The following is a 22,488-nucleotide window of genomic DNA, read 5'->3' as shown; positions in this document are numbered from 1 at the left end:
TAGCTTGATACTGAGCCTGTCGGGGTGAGTCTATCGAGCAATGGCTGTTTTTGGTTGCGGTGATAAGCAAGCTGATACAACAAAAGTGTCCGATTGCGGACGCATACGTGTCCACAGACGGACAGCTTAGCTACGAATAAAATGCGTGTTAAATATTTAAATTGTTGATAATTAAAGATTTAAATTTTTGGCACGGACCTTGATATTCCTACAGTAAGCGCATTAAAAGATGCTTTAATTAAACTGAAAAAGGAATACAACTATGAAATTCGCACGTATCGCACTTATCACTACTGTAATGACATTGAGCTTTTCTACTCAAGCAGCCAGTCTAGCCGAAGAGGTAGAATTAGCCGTTAAACAAGCGGCTGAGCAAGCACTTGAAAACTTTGTACAAGCGCAACGTGAAGCACTGCGAGCGAGTGTCTCTAATTTGCTAGAGCAAGCACTTGATGATGATGTGAATACCGCAGAGAAAAGCAATACATCTGCGCCTCGGTCGTAATTTATGTGTTGCCGTAGTGGGCAGTTTGTTCGGTTAAGCGTACATACTTATCGGCAAGCTGCTCCACACTCTCTTTGTGTGCAGGGTCTGGTTTTATGCAATCAATAGGGCATACTTGCACGCAGGTTGGTTGATCATAGTGACCAACACACTCAGTGCATTTACTCGCCTCGATTTGATAGATTTCTTCGCCCATAAAAATAGCGCCATTAGGGCACTCGGGCTCACACATATCGCAGTTAATACACTTATCGTTGATTAATAAAGCCATCACCACTCCCCTTGTTTCAGCGCGGACGCGATAGTACAAAAAACGTGGTTCAAGCACAGCCTTTTAGTTATCGTTTTACTACTTTGCTTGATCTAAAACAAAGTGCGATCGCAGCGCATAATCCCTCCTTTTTGCACCTTTTTGGTGCACTTACTCTTCGCTTATTTACTAACCTTATGAAAAGGCCGCCTTTTACAATTTGGCCTAAGTCCTGCAAATTACCTTTATAGTTACAATCGAACCTTGTGTGAGCACGGCATGGATATTGAAAAATTTATATCAGCGCAACAGTTGCAGTCGAGTTATAAATTGCAAATTCAGCACCACTTCATGCCGCTGGCGCAGCAGTTAGCAAATAGTAAGCAACCTGGACAGGCGTTGTTTATCACCATAAATGGTGCGCAAGGGTCGGGTAAAAGCACCTTAGCAGCGTTCTTGGCGCAAGCATTACAACAGCGCTTTGCTTTGCATACCTGCGCGTGCTCTATAGATGATTTCTACTTTCCAAGAGCGGTACGTGAACAGTTAGCGCAGTCAGTGCACCCGCTTTTTGCCACCCGAGGTGTGCCGGGCACCCATGATATTGCACTGCTCAATAAAGTGATCGCACGAATTCAAGACGGAGCTCATGGTATCCGAGTGCCGCGATTCAATAAAGCCACCGATGACCGCGAGCCGTTAGTGAATTGGCCTTATTTTGAGCGCCCCATCGATGTGTTTATTCTTGAAGGCTGGTGTGTTGGTGCGCAGCCACAAAGCCCGTGTGAGCTTAACGTCGCGGTTAATAGCCTAGAGCAGAACCAAGATCCAGATGGCCGCTGGCGGCGTTGTGTGAATTCCCGTTTGGCCAATGAGTATCAAGCGGTTTTCAACGATGCCGATATTCGCATCATGTTGAAAGCGCCCAGCTTTGATACTGTGCAAGCGTGGCGTTGGCAGCAGGAGCAGCAGCTTATTGCCCGCCATGGAGCCAGTGAGCACACTCTCGACGAGCAAGGAGTCAAATCCTTTATTAGCTATTTTGAGCGCTTAACCCGCCATTGTTTAGCTCACTTACCCGCGCACTGTGATGTAGTTTATCACCTTGATAACACACGACACATTTACCAATGCGATAATAAACTAGCCACTCAGGGGTCGGCATTTCCGGTGGTCTTTACCGATTTGGATGGCACTTTATTAGATCATCACAGCTATCAGTGTGATGAGGCGAAGCCCTTACTCAATGCTTTGAATCAGGCGCAGGTGCCAGTGATCGTTAATTCCAGTAAAACAGCGGCGGAAATCCATGCGCTGTGCCAGGCTTTACACCTAGACTTGCCCTTTATTTGCGAAAATGGCGCCGCTCTGTATGTGCCCAAAGGGCACTTTATTACACCACCTAAAGCTGCTCAGCAGTGCGATAACTACTGGATTATGCCCTTTGCCCCGCCTTTAGTTACCTTACAACAGTGCATTTCGGCTTTGGCAGAACAATTCGGCGACAGCTTTCGTTCTTTTAGTCAACTATCGTCTAAGCGCTTAAGTGCCTTAACTGGCCTCACTGGAGAGGCATTAACACAAGCGCAAACACGCCATTACAGCGATCCGCTTTACTGGCAAGGTAGTGACGAGGTGTTACACCAATTCACGCTGGCGGCGCAGAAATTAGGATGTGAAGTGTTGCGCGGTGGGCGCTTTGTGCACCTGATTCTGGGAGTGAACAAGGGCAAAGCGCTGCACTATGTGATGCAAATGCTGGCACCGCAATATAGTTGCCCACTGCACAGCATCGCCCTGGGCGACAGCCATAATGATGTGGCAATGCTAGAGGCGGCAGACACTGCGATAGTTATTGCGAACAGCGAAAACACAGCCCCGATTTTAAAAAAACGCAGCGCGTTATTCAGTGTTCATGCCGGGCCGCGAGGTTGGCAGGAAACGCTCAGTAGTTTAGCGCTGATCAAAGAGCAACTAGCAGCAGATGAGGTGCGTAACCATGGCTGATTTTCATCAAAATGGCATTGTCACAACACTCCACAATATTTCTCAGCGTTCGGTCGCTGAACTTGAAGGGGAGTTGGTGCAATTTGCCCAAGAACGGCCCATGGGTCTTATTCTGCCATCGCTTTTTTCCGAACTCGAAGGCCCCGCGTTAGGAAACATAGTGAATCACCTGCAGCAAGTGCCTTATCTCGATGAAATCATCATAGGCCTGGACCGAGCAGACGAGCAACAGTACCGTCATGCGCTGACATTCTTCGACAAATTGCCGCAAAAACACCGGGTACTATGGAATGATGGCCCGCGTTTACGCGCCTTGGATAGTGAGCTACAGGCCCTTGGTGTGGCCCCTAAGGAGTTAGGGAAGGGGCGTAATGTGTGGTATTGCATGGGCTATACCCTTGCTGCATCAAAAGTTGAATCTATCGCTTTGCATGATTGCGACATTCTCACCTATGACCGTGCACTGCTGGCTCGGCTTATCTATCCTGTGGCCCACCCACGCTTTAACTATGAGTTCTGTAAGGGCTTTTATGCCCGTACTGCGGCAGGAAAAATCAATGGTCGAGTTTCGCGTTTATTGGTGACGCCACTGCTGCGCTCATTCAAAACGGTATTAGGTAGCACCGATTACCTCGAGTACATGGACTCATTTCGCTACCCCTTAGCGGGGGAATTTTCGTTTCGCCGCGATGTGCTCAATGATATTCGTATCCCCAGTGATTGGGGTTTAGAGATTGGCGTGCTGTCGGAGATGTACCGCAACTACGCTCATAACCGTTTATGCCAAGTCGATATTGCCCAAACCTATGACCACAAACACCAAGATCTTTCCTTGGAAGATAGAAACGCTGGGCTATCAAAAATGTCGGTGGATATTACCAAAGCGCTATTTCGCAAGCTTGCCACCCAAGGGGAAACCTTTACCACCGAAACCATTCGCTCACTGAAAGCAACTTACTACCGCATTGCCTTGGATTTTGTCGAAACCTATCATAATGATGCGCTTATGAATGGTTTAAACCTCGATATTCACCAAGAAGAAAAGGCGGTGGAAATGTTCGCGCAAAATATTATGCATGCCGGGCAACATTTTTTAGAGCACCCGATGGAAGCGCCTTTCGTGCCCAGCTGGAACCGCGTAGTGTCGGCAATGCCTGACGTGTTTGCCCGATTACGTGAAGCGGTTGAGCTTGATAATCAGCAGTTCAGCGCACACATACGCAAGGCGGGGTAGTATGACTTCTCGCCAGCGTCAGTTTGAGCAACGTGTCACCCACCATTTAGCGATCATTTACGCCGGTATTCTTGATGATGCGCAATGTCAGGAGCTCGCGGCACAGTTGCTAGAATCGATGCTTCAAGGTGATGTGGTTCGCCAGCCCACCCCCCATAAAAGTCGCTGGGATGAACGGGATGCGGTGTTGATTTGTTATGGCGACTCGGTAAATAAAACTCAGGCTCATGAACCCCATACGCTGCCCACTGAACCGCCCTTGTATACACTGAAACAATTTCTCGATACCTACACCGAAGGCGCCATTAACTCGGTGCATATTTTGCCATTTTACCCTTACTCGTCAGACGAGGGGTTTGCGGTGATGAATTACGTGCAAGTCAATGAGGCCCTTGGCAGTTGGCAGCATATTAACGATATCAGCAAAGATTACCGGCTGATGGCCGATTTAGTGATCAATCATTGTTCCAGTAAGAGCCTGTGGTTTAGTAACTTTATTGCTAACGTTGCCCCCGGAAAGGGCTACTTTAAAACGGCCAATGTCAGTGACAATCTAGAGGGTGTGGTGCGTCCACGCACATCTGAGCTACTCAACAAGGTGCGTACTGCAGCGGGTGAGCAACATGTGTGGTGCACTTTTAGTCATGATCAAGTGGACTTTGACTTCGCTAACCCGCAGGTGTTGCGAGAGTTTGTGGCGATTATCCGCTTTTATCTCGACAACGGAGTACGTTTATTTCGCCTCGATGCGGTGGCCTTCTTATGGAAAGTCCCCGGAACTTCCTGCATTAATTTGCCGCAAACACATGAAGTGGTGCGTCTGCTTCGCACTTTGATAGAACATGTGCAGCCACAGGCCATTATCATTACTGAAACCAATATTCCCAATGAGCAAAACCTCTCCTACTTTGGTAATGCCAATGAAGCGCATTGCATTTATAACTTCTCTTTACCTCCTTTGTTATTACACACCTTGACTACCGGTGACTGCACAGCACTGAAAAAGTGGATGATGCGCATGCCCCCTGCCCAAGATGGTACGGCCTATTTTAACTTTATAGCCTCCCATGATGGCATTGGCCTGCGCCCAGCAGAGGGCCTGTTAGATACCGTGCAAATTAATGCTCTGGTGGCCTGTATGCAGCGCTTTGGTGCCAAGGTGAGTTGGCGCACACAAAATGACGGTACGTTAGCGCCTTATGAAATCAACATCGCGTTGTTTGATGCCTTACAGGGAGCGCAGCAGGGGCCAGATAACTTTTCTGTGGCGCGATTTCTATGTGCTCATGCCATTATGTTGGCACTGGAGGGAATTCCCGGTGTGTATATTCACTCGCTCACGGGGACCGAAAACGACTATGAGCGTTTTAATAATACCCAGCATAATCGTGCCATTAATCGCCATCGTTGGCACTGGCATGACTTAGAGGCCAAATTGGCCGATCCACATAGCCACCACCAAAAGGTGCATCGTGGTATGTTGAATTTGCTTAAGATACGCGGGAAGCAAAAAGCCTTTCACCCCAATGCAACGCAGTTTACTTTGCACCTTGGCCAAGAAATATTCGGCTTTTGGCGGCAAAGCGCCGACCGCCAACAAAGTATTTTTTGTCTGTTTAACATTAGCAATCAGCCACAAACCTTGTCACTGGAAGATTTAAACTTGGTGAACACCCAGCCGTGGTGCGATTTGCTCAGTGACATAGTCTATAAAGACATGAGCACATGCCTGAGCATGCGTCCTTATCAAGCTATATGGCTTACGAACACGACGACTTAAATGGGTTGCGTGTATCTTGACCACTTTCTAAGTTACGCATCAAAATGGCGTGTTCAAGGTCGATATCCTCGGGGATGGGAATACGCACTTGATGGCCAGAGCCTTTTGCATCGCTAATACGCTCGCCCTTGGTGTTTTCCATGTGTTGTAAGTTAAAATGCACGTTGCCTTTAGGCGTCATTAACTCCAATGAGTGGCCGGTACAAAATTTATTTTTAACGTCTATTTCTGCTAAGCCATTCGCGGTTCGACCAAGCACCTCACCAACGAACTGCTGTGAATCAGAAATAGAGTGGCCATAGTCATAATTTTGATACTCTTGGTGCGCATGGCGTTTTAAAAAGCCCTCGGTATAGCCTCGGTGGGCGAGATGCTCGAGACTGCGCAGTAAGTTGGCGTCGAATGGCTTGCCAGCGACGGCGTCATCAATGGCTTGGCGGTACACCTGAGCCGTGCGTGCAACGTAATAGAACGACTTAGTACGGCCTTCTATTTTAAGACTATGAACGCCCATACGCGTCAGCGCATCCACATACTGCACGGCGCGCAGGTCTTTGGAGTTCATGATGTAGGTGCCGTGTTCATCCTCAAATGCTGGCATATACTCCCCCGGGCGGCCTTGCTCTTCAAGCATAAATACCTCATTGGTAGGCGCACCCAACCCAAGTGTTGGGTCCACCTTATGCACCACATCACCGGTCGGCGTTTCGGTGGCCGGTTGCACATCGTAGCTCCAGCGACAGGCATTCGTGCAGGTACCTTGGTTGGGGTCGCGTTTGTTGATGTAGCCACTGAGTAAGCAGCGCCCGGAATACGCCATGCATAACGCGCCATGGACAAACACTTCTAATTCGGTGTTAGGACACAGTTCGCGGATCTCTGCAATCTCTTGCAGTGATAACTCGCGCGATAGAATCACCCGCTCAACTCCCTGTTTGGCCCAAAACAGCACGCTGGCATAATTCACGGCGTTGGCTTGAACACTCAAGTGAATGGGCATATCAGGCCATTTTTCTCTCACCAACATAATAAGCCCCGGGTCAGACATGATCAGGGCATCGGGCGTCATGGCGATAACCGGCTCTATATCGCGCAAATAGGTTTTTATTTTGGCGTTGTGCGGCGCAATATTAGAAACCACATAAAGTTTTTTATTTTGCTGGTGGGCCTCATTTATACCAAGCTCGAGGTTAGCGAGGTTAAACTCGTTGTTTCGAACTCGCAAACTATAGCGAGGCTGTCCCGCATAGACGGCATCCGCGCCATAGGCAAAGGCGTAGCGCATATTTTTTAAACTACCCGCAGGGCTGAGCAGCTCTGGTGAAAATACAGACATAATGATTCCTTAACTGAGTCCAGGTCAGTGAAAAAATAGCTCGGCAGTGTAGCGGTGAGGGCGCTAGGATGGTTTGATATGGATCAGCTTTTGCTATTGCGTCAGCGTGGTAAGCACAGTAGGGCGGTAGAGCACATCATCACCGAAACGGGGTTGTCATCGCCCTGACTTGTTTATTCACTAAGCTCACGGGCGTAACAATGTAGTAGGATTTTCACGCTAAAGCGCGTATAATTCGCGCCCGGTAAAGTTTAACACTTAAAATTTAACGTTATTTGGAGCAAAACATGGCTTTAGAGCGCACTTTCTCTATCGTTAAGCCTGATGCGGTAGCTAAAAACCACATCGGTGCAATCTACAACCGTTTCGAAACTGCAGGTCTTAAGATCGTTGCATCAAAAATGGTTCACCTATCACAAGAGCAAGCTGAAGGCTTCTACGCTGAACACAAAGAGCGTCCTTTCTTCGGTGCCCTTGTTTCTTTCATGACTTCTGGCCCAGTAATGGTGCAAGTTCTTGAAGGTGAAGATGCAATCCGTAAAAACCGCGAAATCATGGGTGCGACTAACCCTGCGGAAGCGGCTGCTGGCACACTACGTGCTGACTACGCAGAAAGCATCGACGAAAACGCAGTACACGGTTCTGACGCGCCAGAGTCTGCGGCTCGCGAAATCGCTTACTTCTTCGCTGAAGAAGAAATCTGTCCTCGTACTCGTTAATTTCGAGCTACGACAACAGTCGCGGGAAGGGCTTTCGGGCCCTTTTCTTGTCCTTGTAATTCCTTAGTTTATTGGCACTGCAGCCAGTGTGCTAAGGAATTGCTATAATGGTTAAATTGTGTACAATTTGCCACCTTCGTTTTATCCGTCACCTGATAGAGGTTTGTTCATGGCCACGACTGAGAAAAAAATCAATTTACTCGATTTTAATCGCCAAGGAATGCGCGAGTATTTCGCATCCATTGGTGAAAAGCCGTTCCGCGCCGATCAGGTGATGAAGTGGATTTACCATTTTGGCATCGACAATTTCGACGACATGACCAATCTCAATAAAAAACTCAAAGCGCGACTGAGTGCTGAGTGTGAGATTCGCGCCCCGGAAATTTCGGTAAAGCAGCCATCCAGCGATGGCACTATCAAATATGCCTTGCTACTCGATGGTGGCCAAGAGGTAGAAACCGTTTGGATCCCGGAAAAAGATCGCGCCACCTTGTGCGTATCGTCGCAAGTGGGTTGTGCATTGGAATGTACTTTCTGCTCGACCGCACAACAGGGCTTTAACCGTAACCTCAAGGTTTCTGAAATCATCGGTCAGGTATGGCGTGTGGCTCGTGACATTGGTCTGCACGGTGACAGCACCCGCCGTCCTATCACCAATGTGGTGATGATGGGCATGGGGGAACCACTGCTTAATTTGAAAAACGTGGTTCCGGCGATGGAATTGATGATGGATGATTGGGCATTTGGTTTATCGAAGCGCCGCGTTACCTTGAGTACTTCAGGTGTGGTTCCAGCGCTTGATTTGTTAAAAGAGCAAATAGACGTGGCCTTGGCTATCTCCTTACACGCTCCGAATAACGAATTGCGTGATGAGCTAGTGCCGATTAATAAAAAGTACCCTATTGAAGAGTTTTTAGCGGCGTGTCGCCGTTATATTGACGGTTCAAAAGCGAATAAAGACATCACCATTGAGTATGTGATGCTGCAAGAAGTCAATGACAGCACCGATCATGCCCATGAATTAGTGAAAGTACTTAAAGGCACGCCATCGAAGGTTAACTTGATTCCTTTTAACCCTTTCCCTGGCAATGATTACGGGCGCTCAAGCAACAGTCGTATCGACCGCTTCTCTAAGGTACTGCAAGGGGCCGGTATTACCACCATCGTGCGTCGTACCCGAGGCGATGATATCGACGCCGCATGTGGTCAGCTGGTGGGTGATGTGGTCGATAGAACCAAACGTTTGGCCAAGAGAAAAGAGCGAGAAAAGAGCGCTATCGCTATAAATGTGGCTCAATAACAGAAAATATCGCCCTTTTGTTAAAAAATAGATGAAACAAAAGGGCTTTTCGGTAATATAGGTGCAATAACGGAATTAACGAGGCGACGCCATGCGCAAGCTTTTAGTGACCAGTGTCAGTTTACTCGCCTTAGGCGGGTGTGTAACCGAAAGCACCTATGTGGGCAGCGACCGGCCTGTAGTAGAAAAACGAATAAATAATGTCGACGCCGCGCGTACGCGCATTTCTTTAGCCCTCAACTATCTCTCGCAGGGCAACAGCACACAAGCAAAATATAACCTCGAACGCGCAGCTAAGTTTGCACCAGAGCTTCCTGAAGTACATTACTCGATGGCTTACTACTATCAACGAGTCGGTGAGCATCAGCGTGCACAAGATGCTTACGAACGTGCAATTGAGCTCGAGCCGAATGATCCAAACACCTTGAATAATTATGGGGTGTTTTTATGTGATATTGGCGATTATGAAGGCGCGGTTGACAAGTTTATGTCAGCAATTGAAATTCCAAGCTATTTACGGGTTGCGGAAAGCTACGAAAACTTAGCTTTGTGCGCACTCGAATTTGATAAATTTGATGCCGCTGAGTCCTACCTTGAAGAAGCGTTGAATCACAGTTCTTTACGTGCTTCCAGCCTCATTAATTTAGCTGCAGTGCACTATGCTAAAAGCGATTTTTATAAAGCACAGCAGGTGCTCCAGCGTTATGAGCGCACTGGACGAGTTTCATCGCGGTCATTGTTACTTGGTTATTTGATTCAAGATCGTATGGGTCATGTGGAAGATGCGCGTAAATTAGCAGAAACCATCGAGCTGACGTACCCGTCGTCGATTGAAGCGCGTATTGTCCGCGAGCAGCGCTATAGCGCCAGTGAGTTTGAACAGTTGCGAGAGCAGTATCGCAAACACCAACTTTCTGAGTTGCAAGGGGTGATGCAAGATGACCGCATCGTTGCCAAGCCAAAAATCAAGGTGATGAAGAAAAAGTCGAGCACTTCGACAACGCCTACTACATCGCCGGTAGTCATCACTTCACCAGCGCAGCAACAGGCCGCAACCAGCAGTGCCGAGCAGACTCAAGAAATGGTCGACAGTGCTCATGAAAATAGCGACCTAGTTGCAAATGACGATGCAGCAACCACAAATGACAAGGTAGAAGCAGCAAATACTGAGGTGGATACAGCCGCAGAAGCTGTTAAAGCACAAACCTCAGATACTGAAGCGACTCAAACCGAACAAAGTGCTACCGAGCAGGTTAATGCAGACTCTCAGGACATTGCGGTGGTCACGACCACCGATACCAGTGACGAGACAACGACCCCGAATCCAGAGCCGTCAGCTGCACAACCTGCAGCACAGCCGAGTGACGATAATAGCGATGGCGAGCAGAGCGCACCGCAACAGCCTGCTGAAGCGCTGCAAGCAAGCGCCGAAATTGATGAACAATCAACGTCACCGGCCGATTTGCCAGAGCATGACTCCGCTGCACAAGATGAGCCTGCAACCACAGCCGTCACCGATGAAGTTGACACGGTTGCTGAGCAACAAAATGCTGATGAAGTAGCGACCCAAAGCGAAGGGGCTGACAGTGCATCTGACGTAGTGGCCGAAAGCAATGACGGCGCCGAGCCGCCATCTTTATCCACCGATGAACAAGCAATGGCACAGGTGAGTGATACTCCAGTACAGAATGCGGGTGATGACACTACGCCTGTAGACAGTACGCAAGCGTCCGATGCACAGGCTTTAGCCAGTGAAGATGTGGTGGTACAGCAAAGTAATACTGAGCTCAGTGAAGGGGTCAGCGAATTTATCGCTCAAGGCGCACAGGTCGATAGTGATGACCCACTGGCGCTGCCCTATCACGTAATGAAAAAAGGGGAGACCTTATTCAGTGTTTCAGCACGCTATAATATTCGCTTAAGCACATTGCGTGAATGGAATAACCTTAAGAGCGCAGATCACGTGCTCAGCGGTAGTAAAATTTACTTAAAAGAGCCGAACATTTATCATACTGTGCAAGAAGGAGATACGCTGTTTAGTATCTCCACCCAGTATAACATTCTTCTGCAACGACTAATGGAATGGAATCAGCTAGATGAGGGCGCTCGCCTAGTACCCGGCGAGAAACTGTATTTAGTTGATCCTCAAAACTATTAAATATGAGCGAAAATAGTGAAATAACAGAGGAAAGTGCTCCATTAGAAATAGGGAAATATTTAGTACAAGCGAGGGAGCAACACAGGTTAAGCCAAGAACAAATGGCGAAAAGGCTGAACCTGACAGTGCAAAAGCTTGATGATTTAGAGCATGACCGCCTCGAAAAGCTCGGCCCGCCGATCTTTGTTAAAGGCTATGTGAAGGCTTACTGCAAAGTGGTAGGCCTAGATCATAAAGAATTGCTTGAGGGTTATGACCCACAAGATGACAGTGAACAAATCGCGGCCATGCAAAGCTTCTCGCGAAGAACTGAAAAAGAAGCCCATGACAGCCGCTTGATGCTGGTAAGCTATATTATCCTGGCTATCATCTTGGGCTCTTCCGCTATTTGGTGGTGGCAAAATAGTGATGACCCGCTGAGTTTGTCTACCCCAGAGTCCAGCACTGTGAGCTCGAACCCAATATCCAGTGAGGGGCCTGAAAACGCTGAGCAACAGCCAGTGCAACCAAGTGGCGAAATCCAAGAACAAAGTCAACAAACACCTGCTCCCGAAGCACAACAATCAGCGACGACGCTGAGCGCGCAAGAGCCAATCTCTAACACTGCGACAGAAGAGCGTGAAGAGACTGCTGATGCAGCACCTACAGCAAATACTGCAGTGCAAAGCGAGCCCTTAAAAAGTGGTCAGCAGCGTGTATATATGCGTTTTAGCGGTGAGTGCTGGGTGGCGGTAGAAGATGCTGATGGTAAGCGCCTAGTTTACGATATAAAAAATGCAGGGCAAGAGCTTGAACTCATTGGCAAAGCGCCTTTTGCTGTCACGCTTGGCAAACACGATGTTGTTGATATCGAATTAAATGGTGAAGCGGTTGATATTTCACAGTTTCCGAAAAACCGCCTCGCTAAATTTTCATTACCGTTAACAGAGTAAGTAGTATGTTTTCAGAGTCACCGATCAAACGCCGCAAATCGACGCGTATTTATGTAGGTGATGTGCCTATTGGCGACGGCGCGCCAATTGCGGTGCAGTCCATGACCAATACCGACACCATGGACGTCGATGCCACAGTCAAGCAAATCCAGGCTATTGAGCAAGCAGGCGCAGACTTGGTGCGTGTCTCAGTGCCCACTATGGCGGCGGCAGAGGCGTTTAAAAGCATTAAAGAACAAGTGGATATTCCGCTAGTTACGGATATCCACTTTGACTATCGTATCGCGCTTAAAGTGGCTGAGTACGGCGCTGATTGCCTACGAATTAACCCCGGGAATATCGGTAATGAAGAGCGAATTCGAGCAGTCGTCGATGCCGCTGGTGAACGTAATATTCCGATTCGTATCGGCGTTAATGGCGGCTCACTAGAGCGTGACTTACAGGAAAAGTACGGCGAGCCAACGCCTGAAGCTCTGCTTGAGTCGGCGATGCGTCATGTGGAAATTTTACAGCGTCTCAACTTCGACCAATTTAAAGTGTCCGTCAAAGCCTCCGATGTATTTTTGGCTGTCGGCGCATACCGATTGTTAGCACAAGAAATTGATCAGCCGTTGCATTTAGGGATCACCGAAGCAGGTGGTTTTCGTTCTGGCTCGGTGAAGTCAGCAGTCGGTTTAGGCATGCTCCTAGCCGAGGGGATTGGTGATACTTTACGGGTGTCGTTGGCGGCCGATCCTGTGCAAGAAATTAAAGTCGGCTTTGACATCCTTAAATCGTTGCGTATACGTTCGCGCGGTATTAACTTTATTGCCTGCCCAAGCTGTTCGCGTCAAGAGTTTGATGTGGTCGGCACCATGAACCAGCTTGAAGAGCGCCTCGAAGACGTGGTCAAGCCGATGACCGTTTCTGTGATCGGCTGCGTAGTCAATGGCCCGGGTGAAGCCTTGGTCAGTGATATTGGCTTAGCCGGGGCAAATCGCCGTTCAGGCCTGTATATCAACGGTCAGCGACAAAAGCTGCGTATCGATAACGATAACATTGTCGATCAACTTGAAGAGCAAGTGCGCGATTACCTCGCTAAACAAGAACAACAAACGCCAATCGACGTTAAATTAGTTGATTAAGCCTTGCTCTGCTACTTGGTGGTAGCGGCGCAAAAGGCTATAATGGCGCGCTTAATTTATCGACGCTTTGACATCGGCGCTTGAGCGCCTAAACAGAATTTTTGGGATTATCAGTGGCAAAACAAATTCAAGCAGTCCGTGGGATGAATGACATCCTACCGGGTGATACACAAGTTTGGCAGAAAGTGGAAGATACCTTACGCCAGTGTGTGGCCTCTTTCGGTTATCAAGAAATCCGCTTCCCGATCGTTGAATCAACCGATCTTTTCAAGCGCTCTATTGGCGAAGTGACTGATATCGTAGAAAAGGAAATGTATACCTTTGCCGATCGTAACGGTGATAGCCTCACCTTACGTCCTGAGGGCACTGCGGTGTGTGTGCGTGCCGGGAACCAAAATGGTTTACTGTATAATCAAGAACAGCGCCTGTGGTATATGGGGCCTATGTTCCGCCATGAGCGCCCTCAAAAAGGTCGTTATCGCCAATTTCATCAGTTCGGTTTGGAAGTGTTTGGTATTGCCAGTGCTGATATTGATGCCGAAGTGATCATGCTTACTGCGCAGCTTTGGCAGCAATTTGGTATTAGCGAGCATGTGCGCCTCGAGCTTAATTCGTTGGGCTCCAATGAAGCGCGTGCACAATATCGTGATGCACTTATTGCTTACCTAGCGCAGCACGAAGACAAGCTCGATGAAGATTCAAAGCGTCGTATGCACTCCAACCCACTGCGAGTGCTTGATAGTAAAAACCCTGATGTACAAGCTGTTCTGGCCGACGCACCTAAGTTATCTGAGCACTTAGATGATGAATCTAAAGCACATTTTGCAGATTTATGTGAACGTTTAGACGCAGCGGGTATCGAATATCAGGTTAACGAAAAACTCGTGCGTGGTCTTGATTACTACAACCGCACTGTGTTTGAGTGGGTGACCGATAGTTTGGGGGCCCAAGGCACAGTTTGTGCGGGCGGCCGTTACGATGGCTTAGTTGAGCAACTTGGTGGTAAAGCGACGCCGGCTGTTGGCTTTGCCATGGGTATGGAACGTTTGGTGTTGTTGTTGCAAGCATTAGATAGCGTCGGCGACATTCGCCGTGACGCCGATGTATACGTTGCAGCAATGGGTGACAAAGCCAGTATTCAAGCCCCCGTTATTGCTGCCCAGTTACGTGCGCAAGTGCCAGGTTTACGAGTGCTAGTACATGCCGGTGGTGGTAACTTTAAAAAACAATTAAAACGAGCCGATAAGAGCGGTGCTGAAGTAGCGCTGATCCTCGGTGAAGACGAACTTGAGCAGGGAGTGGTGACAGTGAAATACCTGCGTGAAGAAAAACCACAAGCAACCCACTCCTTGAATGAAATTACCCAGCTATTGGCTGAGATGATTTAGACCTGAGTCTACGAGGTAATAATGGAAATTTATTCAACAGAAGAACAACAAGCAGAAGCGATTAAGCGCTTTTTCAAAGAAAATGGTATTACGCTAGGCCTAGGTATTGTTATCGGTCTAGGTGGCTTATATGGCTGGAAAGCCTATAACCAAAACCAGTTAAGCAGCGCCGAGCAAGCATCTGATGCCTTTAACAAGGTGATTGAAGGTGCTGGGTCACAAGACAGTGATGTAGTTGCTAAAAGTGATGCCTTTATTGAGCAGTACAATGGCTCGAGCTATGCCGTGCTGGCGGCTTTCGTTGCAGCGAAAGAAGCGGTTGATAATGACGACTTAGCTCTGGCTGCTGAGAAGCTAACGTGGGCACAAAAAAATGCTGGCAAAGCAGAATTGCAAGCGATTGCTACCACGCGCTTAGCGCGTATTCAACTAGCTCAGAAAGACTATGATGCGGCACTCGCAACGCTTGATACGCAGTTACCTGAAAGCTATAAGGCCAATGTTGCCGAGCTTAAGGGCGATATTTACCTAGCTCAAGGCGATAAAGCACAAGCGCGGGCGTCGTACCAAGCGGCAGCAGACAATGGCGGTTTAGAGAGTAACCCTTTACTACAAGTGAAGTTAGACGATTTAGCCGAGCAGACTCCAGCAGCTTAAGGAGTGGGTAGTATGAAAAAGTTAACCCTGGCAGGCTTAGCACTGTGTATGGCGTCGCTCACCGGTTGCTCTTCCAGTGATGAAGATGAGTTGGTGTTACCAGAGATTGCCAACCAGTTTGAAACGCAAGTGTTGTGGCAAGAAACTGTGGGAGATGGTGTAGAGCATTATTTTTCTCGTTTACAGCCCGCTGTTTATAAAGACCGCGTCTTTGTTGCCTCGCGTTTTGGTGAAGTACAAGCATTGTCATTAACTGATGGCGACGTCTTGTGGGAGAACGATGTGCGCGCAGACGCCTCGTTTTGGCCATGGGAAAGCACAGACAGCGCCAAACTCTCAGGTGGTATCTTGCAAGCCTATGGCAAGCTATTTATCGGCTCGGAGCATGGCCAAGTGGTTGCTCTTGACCGAGAAACTGGTGAGGTCATTTGGCGTAAAAGTGTTCCCGGTGAAGCGCTATCAAAGCCTGCCGCTGGAGATGGCCTGGTTTACGTTAACTTAGGCTCGGGTAAGTTACTGGCGTTACACCCTGATAGCGGGGAAGAGCGCTGGCGCTATGAGCAAGAAGTGCCGCCGTTGACCTTGCGTGGCCTAAGTGCTCCCACTGTCGCGAATGGCGGAGTCTTAGTGGGTGAAGAGACGGGTAAGTTATCTGTGCTTATTTCTGACAGTGGATTTGCCGCGTGGCAGGCAGATATTGCCCAGCCTAAAGGTGCTTCTGAGTTCGAACGTTTAGTCGACGTTGACACTGAGCCCAAAGTAAGCGGCTCTATGGTGTACACCTTAGCTTATAACGGCAACTTGGCTGCTGTTGATATTCGCTCTGGTAACGTGGTCTGGAAACGTGAATACAGCAGCTACCGCGAATTCAGTATTGTTGGTACTACGATTTATGTGGTCGATTCTGATGGTGTTATCTATGCTTTAGATAAGAGTTCGGGGATCGAACGCTGGTCACAGCCAGCACTGCGCGGCTGGTATATCACAGGCCCTGCAGTACTAGGTGATTACCTCGCTGTGGGTGACCAAGAAGGTAACTTGCACTGGCTAGACCGCAACAGCGGTGAGTTAGTCGCTCGTCACGAGTTTGATGGCTCAGGGTTTTACGTTGAACCTGTGGTTGCTGATGATCGCTTGATCATTGTCACGCGCGATGGCGAAGTAAGCGCCGTTAAAGCGCCGTAAGTTAGATTAATTGGGCTTTGCCCTAAAATAGGCTTCGCCTTCAGGCCAATTGGTCATGGCGGAGCTTTTTTGTTGTTTAAGAGGTATATTATGCTTCCTGTGATCGCCTTAGTGGGGCGACCTAATGTTGGTAAGTCGACATTGTTTAACCGCTTAACTCGCACTCGAGATGCGCTCGTTGCTGATTTTCCCGGGCTCACTCGTGATCGTAAATATGGTCAAGCGAGCTATGATGGCTATGACTTTATTGTGGTCGACACCGGTGGTATCGATGGCTCTGAAGAGGGCATAGAAACAGAAATGGCAGAGCAATCGCTGTTGGCGATTGATGAAGCCGATGTGGTGCTGTTTTTAGTCGATGCTCGAGCTGGCATGACGGTGGCTGATCAGGCCATTGCCCACCACCTGCGTAAGCAGGAAAAAAAGGTGTTCTTGGTAGCAAATAAAACCGACGGCATCGATGCTGATTCCAACTGTGCGGAGTTTTATCAGTTAGCCCTCGGAGAGGTATACCAGATTGCAGCTGCCCACGGTCGTGGTATAGCTGGGCTACTTACTACAGCATTGCACCCGGTTATCGAAGAGCTCAGCGCATTAGAGGCTGGCACTGAGGAAGAAGCCTTTGCTGCGTTTGATCACGACGGTGAGCTGAGTGACGAAGCTCAGCAAGAGCTGGAGAATCAAGCCATAAAGTTGGCTATTATTGGTCGCCCTAATGTTGGTAAGTCAACACTTACTAACCGTATCCTTGGTGAAGAGCGGGTGATTGTTTATGATATGCCAGGTACCACACGAGACTCCATTTATATTCCTATGACTCGCAATGAGCGCGAGTATGTGTTGATAGACACCGCCGGTGTTCGAAAGCGCAAGAAAGTCAGTGATGTGGTTGAGAAGTTTTCGGTGATTAAAACGCTCAAGGCCATAGAAGATGCGAACGTCGTGCTGTTGGTGATTGATGCGCGCACAGGCATTTCCGATCAAGACCTAAGCTTGCTTGGCTTTGCCCTCAATGCCGGACGCTCCTTGGTATTGGCGGTAAATAAATGGGACGGACTGGATACCGATGTCAAAGACCGTATTAAGTCTGAGTTAGACCGTCGTCTTGGCTTTGTTGACTTTGCGCGTATTCACTTTATCTCAGCGCTGCACGGCACTGGGGTAGGGCATTTATTTGAGTCGGTGGAAGAAGCCTTTGATAGCGCCACTAAACGCATTAGTACGGCGATGTTACGGCGGATCATGGATATGGCACAGGCGGATCACCAACCACCTTTGGTGCGTGGTCGTCGAGTGAAGTTAAAGTATGCGCACGCCGGTGGCTATAACCCACCGCGTATCGTTATTCATGGTAACCAAGTACATGAGTTGCCGGATAGCTATAAGCGTTACTTAATGAACTATTATCGCAAAGCTCTAGACATCATGGGGACGCCAATCAAAATTGAATTCCGTGAAGGGGATAACCCTTATGCGGGACGCAGTAATAAAATGACCTTATCACAGCGACGGAAGCTGAAAAAAATCAGCCAAGAGTCTAAAGGTAAGTAATGAAAGCGGCGCAATTAGAGCGCCGTTTTTGTTTATTTTATACGCCCTTAGCGCTATTCTTAAGCTATTGTTCAGAAATAAAACGAGTGGCTATGAAGTGCGTAGGGACGACTATCTTCGTTGATAATGTCGAAGAAGTGCTGGATTTTTATTACCAAGCTTTTGGCTTATCGACACACTACATTGACGAGCAAGGCACTTACGGCGAACTAGCCTGCGGGGTCGCCAAAATCGCCTTTGCCAGCCATCCATTTGCGCAATCACGCTTTCGCCAAGAATATATCCGTACCCAGCCAAAGCAGCCGGCACTGGGGTTTGAGTTGAGCCTATGCTGCGATAATGTTGCCCAGAGCTTTGCTAAAGCGGTGGCTGCTGGGGCTGAACCACTGTCGCCACCGGCAACTCATCAAGGGCTCACCTACGCCTATGTGCGCACCCTGGAGGGGACTTTAGTTGTGCTCAGCAATGAGCCATAAAAAAGCCGCTCTAGGCGGCTTGTTTGGTTATTGAATTTCGCCGAGCTTTTCGGCTTGCTCTTTACAGCGGTTGTAGATTTCTTGGCACTGGGCCACGCACACGGTGTTGGTCATACTCTCTTCAACGGTGCTGTTGCTACAGTTGGTTTCACACTGAAAATTTTGCTGCGCACACTGGTTAAGCTCAGGGTTTTCCACACTGTTCTGACAGCCACTTAGAGCGGCGACTAGAGCTAACGCGAAAATCGCTTTCATGGTATTCATCCCTTTTATTTTTCTGTTACTTAGCTGCAGTCTAGCGTTAAATTATCGATAAGTCTCACTTTATCCAAATAGGCGGCCACTAATAACACCAGCTCAGAGTCTTTGGCTGTCGCTGCTGTCAGTCGATTGCGCTCAGCCACATTAAAGTAATCAATACGCAGCCCTTGCTGTTCTATGCGGGCGATAGCTTGATGCTCCAAGTCGGCAAAGTCGTTATCACCGGCCTGTATTTGTTCTTTGACCCACTGCAAGGTAGTAAACAAGGTGCTCGCTTGCTGCTTTTGCGCTTCATTAAGATAGTTATTCCGAGAGCTTAGTGCTAAACCATTCACATCTCGTTGGGTTGGTACACCGATGACCTCTATAGGCATGGACAGGTCGCGCACCATGGTTTTTATAACTTGTAGCTGTTGAAAGTCCTTCTCGCCAAAACAGGCGAAGTCAGGCTGTACTAAATTGAACAGCTTAGTGACCACAGTGGCAACACCGCGAAAGTGTCCTGGGCGGGCACCGCCGCAATAACCCAATGACACGCCAGGGACGTCAACATAGCTTTGACTTTCTAAGCCATTGGGGTAGATGGTTTGTACCGTGGGAGTAAATAAGTAATCGGCACCGCGCTCACTCAACCCCTGTTGATCAGCTTTTAAGGTACGCGGGTACGCATCTAAGTCCTCATTGGCACCAAATTGCATGGGATTAACAAAAATACTGACGACCACCTTATCTGCTAACGTTTTCGCTTTATCAACAAGTGAGTAGTGTCCCTCATGTAAGTTGCCCATAGTTGGAACAAAGGCGGTGCTCAACCCCGCTTGGCGCCAAGACTTAATTTGGCTGCGTAGTGAGCGAATTTCGCTGGTAGTCTGCATAGCTATCTTCGTCTAATTGAATTCATGATCAGGGCCAGGAAAGGCACCACTTTTTACATCTTCACAAAACTTCTGCACCGCCGCAGGCATGTTACCGGTTTCGGCAAGAAAGTTTTTCGAGAATTTAGGAATATACCCTGCGGAAATACCGACTAAATCATGCATAACCAGAATCTGTCCATCGGTCTGGTTGCCCGCGCCAATGCCTATAGTGGGAATACTCACCGCATCGGTGATGGCTTTGGCTAAGGCGCTTGGAATGCATTCAAGTACCAAAAGCTGCGCTCCAGCTTGCTCTAATGCTTGCGCATCGGCAATCATTTTCTGCGCTTGCGCTTGGTCACGGCCTTGAATTTTAAAGCCGCCAAATACATGGACCGATTGCGGCGTTAGCCCCAAATGTCCACAGACCGGCACGCCTTGCTGAGTGAGGGCTTGGATACTGTCATGCAGCCACTCGCCGCCTTCCACCTTAACCATGTTGGCACCAGCACGCATCAGCTTGGCAGCATTCTCGCAGCTTGCAGAAACAGTGTTGTAAGTCATAAATGGCATATCAGCGATGACAAACAAATCGCGGCTGCCAGCACGAACGCAACGCGTGTGATATGCAATATCCTCTATGCTGACTGCGAGCGTATCATCACTGCCTTGCAGCACCATGCCGAGGGAGTCACCGACCAATACGGCATCAACGCCATTGTCGGCAAAAAGTTTGGCAAAACTGGCATCATAGGCTGTAAGCGAGGTTATTTTTTCACCTGCTTGTTTTTTCTTTGCCAGAGTAGAAACTGAGATCTTCGCCATATGCTGTCCTTATTAGAGTTGTTCTAAGCCATTGCGTGGGGTATTGGCCACGAGGCGTTGCAGCGAGCTGCCATCTGGTAGTTGTAAATCAGGAGCTAGCTCATGAAGTGGGTAGAGCACAAATTCACGCTCTTTCATACCGTAATGTGGCACTGTGAGGCGGGCATCATCAATGCATTGCTGGCCAAATAAGAGGATATCGATATCTAAAGTACGTGGCCCCCAGCGCTCGGCCTTGCGCACTCGACCGAGTCGTTGTTCAATCGCTTGAGTGGCATCGAGCAGTTGGTGTGCGCCTAAGGTGCATTGCATTGCGAGCACCGCATTCACATAGTCGGGCTGATCTTGCGGTCCCATAGGTTTACTGGCGTACAGCGCCGAGCAGCGGTGTGCTGTGGTGCCCGGCAGAGCCTTGAGTTCAGTAATGGCATGGTGTAATTGGGCGATAGGGTCGCCTTGGTTTGCACCTAATCCTAAGTACACCTGAGTCATTATTGTGACTCACCCTTAGGTTTATTGCGGTTGCGTGAGCCGCCGCTACGACGACGCCGGCGTGGGCGGTTATTGCCTCCTAGGGCTTTGACCATCATCTTTTGACCGTTTACATCAGCATTAAGGTAGGCACTCCACCAATCAGCCAGCTCTTTTAGGTCTTCTTGACCGCTATCTACCAGTAGCAACATAAAGTCGTAAGCGGCTTTAAAGCGTGGTTGCTGGCTCAGGCGATAGGCACGTTGGCCACCGCGTTTATCAAAGCGGTGTTGAATATGCCAAATGTCTCGTGCTCCTAGCGTGAAGCGCTTTGGCACTGCCACATGTCGGGCGTTTTCCGATAAAATTTGGTTCATGGCCGCAGCCAAGGCTTCAAAATGTGGCAATTGATCGCGTTGCATCAACAACTGACAACGCTCTAACAGCGGGAACCACAGCAGTGCGGCAAAAATAAACGCCGGGGTAACTTTCTTGTCGCCGTTAATCCGCACATCGGTATTGGCAAACATCTGTGCTATAAAACGCTCTTCTTGACCACCAGGGTTGGCATCAAGCAGCTTGTCCAATGCGGGAAATAAATACTTAAATAACCCATATTGGCGCAAAGCATGGAAATTAGCTTCGGCTTTGCCGCCCAAAAACAACTTCAAACACTCTTCAAACAAACGAGCCGGCGGGATATGCGCAAGTAAGTCAGCCAATTCAGTAATGGGTTTTGCTGTAGCGCTGCTAATGCTCATGTCTAATTTGGTGGCAAAGCGAATGGCACGCAACATACGCACAGGGTCTTCGCGGTAGCGTGTCTCTGGATCGCCAATAAGCTCTATGCGGCGGCCTTTAATGGCTGCGACGCCATTAGCGTAATCATAAATGCAGAAATCTTTAATTGAGTAGTACAGCGCATTGATAGTGAAATCACGGCGCTCGGCATCTTCGTCGATAGTACCGTAGACGTTGTCGCGCAGCAGTTGACCATGCTCAGATGACTGACTGACGTTATTTTTTGAGTCTTGCGCCTCGTGGTGACCACGCATGGTCGCGACTTCAATGATCTCGCGGCCAAATACGATATGCGCGAGACGAAAGCGACGACCAATTAAACGACAGTTACGAAACAGCTTCTTAACCTGCTCTGGCGTTGCATTAGTAACGACATCAAAGTCTTTTGGTTGCAGACCCAGTAGCAAATCGCGCACACAACCACCGACCAGGTAGGCTTCAAAACCACCGTCTTTGAGTCGGTATAATACTTTTAACGCGTTGGGACTAAACTGGCTGCGCGAAATCCCGTGCTCGCTGCGGGGGATAATCACCGGCTCGTCGAGCGTCCCTACGGTTGCTGAGTGGGCGTCAATGTGCTCTTTTGCGGACAGTGCTTGTCGGCAAAAATGAAACAATTTGGAAATGATAATCGCTCTCCTAGGCTGCATTTATGGCGATTTTAGAAGTGG

At 48.7% G+C, this 22,488-nt stretch carries 21 protein-coding genes; 14 read left to right on the top strand and 7 right to left on the bottom strand.

The features are described from left to right. The first annotated feature begins 262 nt into the window (after positions 1–262). Positions 263–505 (top strand): hypothetical protein, encoded by a 243-nt coding sequence (locus MHM94_RS08560; RefSeq protein WP_045979701.1) that lies wholly within the window; start codon positions 263–265, stop codon positions 503–505. A 1-nt stretch (position 506) separates the two neighbouring features. Here MHM94_RS08560 and MHM94_RS08555 read toward each other — a convergent pair whose 3' ends face one another. Further along, positions 507–776: a YfhL family 4Fe-4S dicluster ferredoxin gene (locus MHM94_RS08555; protein WP_045979700.1), complete on the bottom strand. Its 270-nt coding sequence runs from the start codon at positions 774–776 to the stop codon at positions 507–509. 258 nt (positions 777–1,034) lie between these two features. Between MHM94_RS08555 and MHM94_RS08550 the strand changes: the two genes are divergently transcribed. The 3 genes from MHM94_RS08550 to MHM94_RS08540 are packed head-to-tail and all read left to right on the top strand — an operon-like array spanning position 1,035 to position 5,776. Continuing rightward, positions 1,035–2,762 carry an HAD-IIB family hydrolase gene (locus tag MHM94_RS08550; protein WP_235419275.1) on the top strand — a complete coding sequence of 576 codons (1,728 nt, stop codon included), beginning with the start codon at positions 1,035–1,037 and terminating at the stop codon, positions 2,760–2,762. Next, complete coding sequence (locus MHM94_RS08545) at positions 2,755–3,996, top strand: glycosyl transferase (protein WP_235419276.1); 1,242 nt, start codon at positions 2,755–2,757, stop codon at positions 3,994–3,996. Before MHM94_RS08550 ends, MHM94_RS08545 begins: the two co-directional genes overlap by 8 nt. A 1-nt stretch (position 3,997) precedes the next feature. Beyond that, positions 3,998–5,776, top strand: coding sequence for a sugar phosphorylase (locus MHM94_RS08540; RefSeq protein WP_235419277.1), 1,779 nt, complete (start codon positions 3,998–4,000; stop codon positions 5,774–5,776). Here the strand turns inward: MHM94_RS08540 and yegQ are convergent. Further along, the gene (gene yegQ, locus MHM94_RS08535; protein ID WP_235419278.1) at positions 5,757–7,112 is read right to left on the bottom strand and encodes a tRNA 5-hydroxyuridine modification protein YegQ; all 1,356 of its coding nucleotides are present in this window, start codon (positions 7,110–7,112) and stop codon (positions 5,757–5,759) included. The genes MHM94_RS08540 and yegQ overlap by 20 nt on opposite strands. Positions 7,113–7,399: 287 nt before the next feature. Here yegQ and ndk point away from each other — a divergent pair, with 287 nt between their 5' ends. The 10 genes from ndk (at position 7,400) to MHM94_RS08485 (ending at position 18,602) form a co-directional block, all read left to right on the top strand. After that, a complete protein-coding gene (ndk, locus tag MHM94_RS08530) occupies positions 7,400–7,831 on the top strand; it encodes a nucleoside-diphosphate kinase (protein ID WP_130148693.1) in 432 nt (143 codons plus the stop codon). A gap of 169 nt (positions 7,832–8,000) precedes the next feature. Further along, positions 8,001–9,131 (top strand): bifunctional tRNA (adenosine(37)-C2)-methyltransferase TrmG/ribosomal RNA large subunit methyltransferase RlmN, encoded by a 1,131-nt coding sequence (locus tag MHM94_RS08525; RefSeq protein ID WP_022943790.1) that lies wholly within the window; start codon positions 8,001–8,003, stop codon positions 9,129–9,131. A 91-nt stretch (positions 9,132–9,222) separates the two neighbouring features. Next, entirely contained in the window at positions 9,223–11,289 is a 2,067-nt protein-coding gene (gene pilW / locus MHM94_RS08520) for a type IV pilus biogenesis/stability protein PilW (RefSeq protein WP_235419279.1), read from the top strand. A gap of 2 nt (positions 11,290–11,291) precedes the next feature. Beyond that, positions 11,292–12,221 carry a RodZ domain-containing protein gene (locus MHM94_RS08515; protein ID WP_235419280.1) on the top strand — a complete coding sequence of 310 codons (930 nt, stop codon included), beginning with the start codon at positions 11,292–11,294 and terminating at the stop codon, positions 12,219–12,221. 5 nt (positions 12,222–12,226) lie between these two features. Then, a complete protein-coding gene (gene ispG, locus MHM94_RS08510) occupies positions 12,227–13,345 on the top strand; it encodes a flavodoxin-dependent (E)-4-hydroxy-3-methylbut-2-enyl-diphosphate synthase (protein WP_022944280.1) in 1,119 nt (372 codons plus the stop codon). A 113-nt stretch (positions 13,346–13,458) separates the two neighbouring features. Beyond that, entirely contained in the window at positions 13,459–14,733 is a 1,275-nt protein-coding gene (gene hisS / locus MHM94_RS08505) for a histidine--tRNA ligase (protein WP_022944279.1), read from the top strand. A 21-nt stretch (positions 14,734–14,754) separates the two neighbouring features. Next, positions 14,755–15,390 carry a tetratricopeptide repeat protein gene (locus MHM94_RS08500; protein ID WP_022944278.1) on the top strand — a complete coding sequence of 212 codons (636 nt, stop codon included), beginning with the start codon at positions 14,755–14,757 and terminating at the stop codon, positions 15,388–15,390. 12 nt (positions 15,391–15,402) lie between these two features. Beyond that, positions 15,403–16,575, top strand: coding sequence for an outer membrane protein assembly factor BamB (gene bamB / locus MHM94_RS08495; RefSeq protein WP_022944277.1), 1,173 nt, complete (start codon positions 15,403–15,405; stop codon positions 16,573–16,575). Positions 16,576–16,665: 90 nt separating this feature from the next. Further along, a complete protein-coding gene (gene der, locus MHM94_RS08490) occupies positions 16,666–18,126 on the top strand; it encodes a ribosome biogenesis GTPase Der (protein WP_022944276.1) in 1,461 nt (486 codons plus the stop codon). A 92-nt stretch (positions 18,127–18,218) separates the two neighbouring features. Next, positions 18,219–18,602: a VOC family protein gene (locus MHM94_RS08485; RefSeq protein ID WP_045979690.1), complete on the top strand. Its 384-nt coding sequence runs from the start codon at positions 18,219–18,221 to the stop codon at positions 18,600–18,602. Positions 18,603–18,629: 27 nt separating this feature from the next. Here the strand turns inward: MHM94_RS08485 and MHM94_RS08480 are convergent, their stop codons facing one another. From MHM94_RS08480 to pcnB, 5 genes are read right to left on the bottom strand one after another with little or no spacing between them, the layout of a single operon-like run. Further along, positions 18,630–18,866: a hypothetical protein gene (locus MHM94_RS08480; protein WP_026111017.1), complete on the bottom strand. Its 237-nt coding sequence runs from the start codon at positions 18,864–18,866 to the stop codon at positions 18,630–18,632. A gap of 20 nt (positions 18,867–18,886) precedes the next feature. Next, on the bottom strand, positions 18,887–19,738 hold the full coding sequence (gene panC, locus MHM94_RS08475; protein ID WP_235419281.1) for a pantoate--beta-alanine ligase: 852 nt from the start codon (positions 19,736–19,738) through the stop codon (positions 18,887–18,889). Between the two features lie 12 nt (positions 19,739–19,750). Then, a complete protein-coding gene (gene panB, locus MHM94_RS08470) occupies positions 19,751–20,545 on the bottom strand; it encodes a 3-methyl-2-oxobutanoate hydroxymethyltransferase (RefSeq protein ID WP_235419282.1) in 795 nt (264 codons plus the stop codon). Positions 20,546–20,557: 12 nt separating this feature from the next. Then, on the bottom strand, positions 20,558–21,037 hold the full coding sequence (gene folK, locus MHM94_RS08465; RefSeq protein ID WP_235419283.1) for a 2-amino-4-hydroxy-6-hydroxymethyldihydropteridine diphosphokinase: 480 nt from the start codon (positions 21,035–21,037) through the stop codon (positions 20,558–20,560). After that, a complete protein-coding gene (gene pcnB / locus MHM94_RS08460) occupies positions 21,037–22,467 on the bottom strand; it encodes a polynucleotide adenylyltransferase PcnB (RefSeq protein ID WP_138509424.1) in 1,431 nt (476 codons plus the stop codon). The genes folK and pcnB overlap by 1 nt, the downstream gene beginning before the upstream one ends. Between the last annotated feature and the right edge of the window lie 21 nt (positions 22,468–22,488).

It is taken from the genome of Pseudoalteromonas sp. CNAT2-18.1, from assembly GCF_022347865.1.
Lineage (GTDB): Bacteria > Pseudomonadota > Gammaproteobacteria > Enterobacterales > Alteromonadaceae > Pseudoalteromonas > Pseudoalteromonas ruthenica.
Note: the sequence above shows the minus strand (reverse complement) of the source record. Positions and strands in the feature narration are given on the sequence as shown.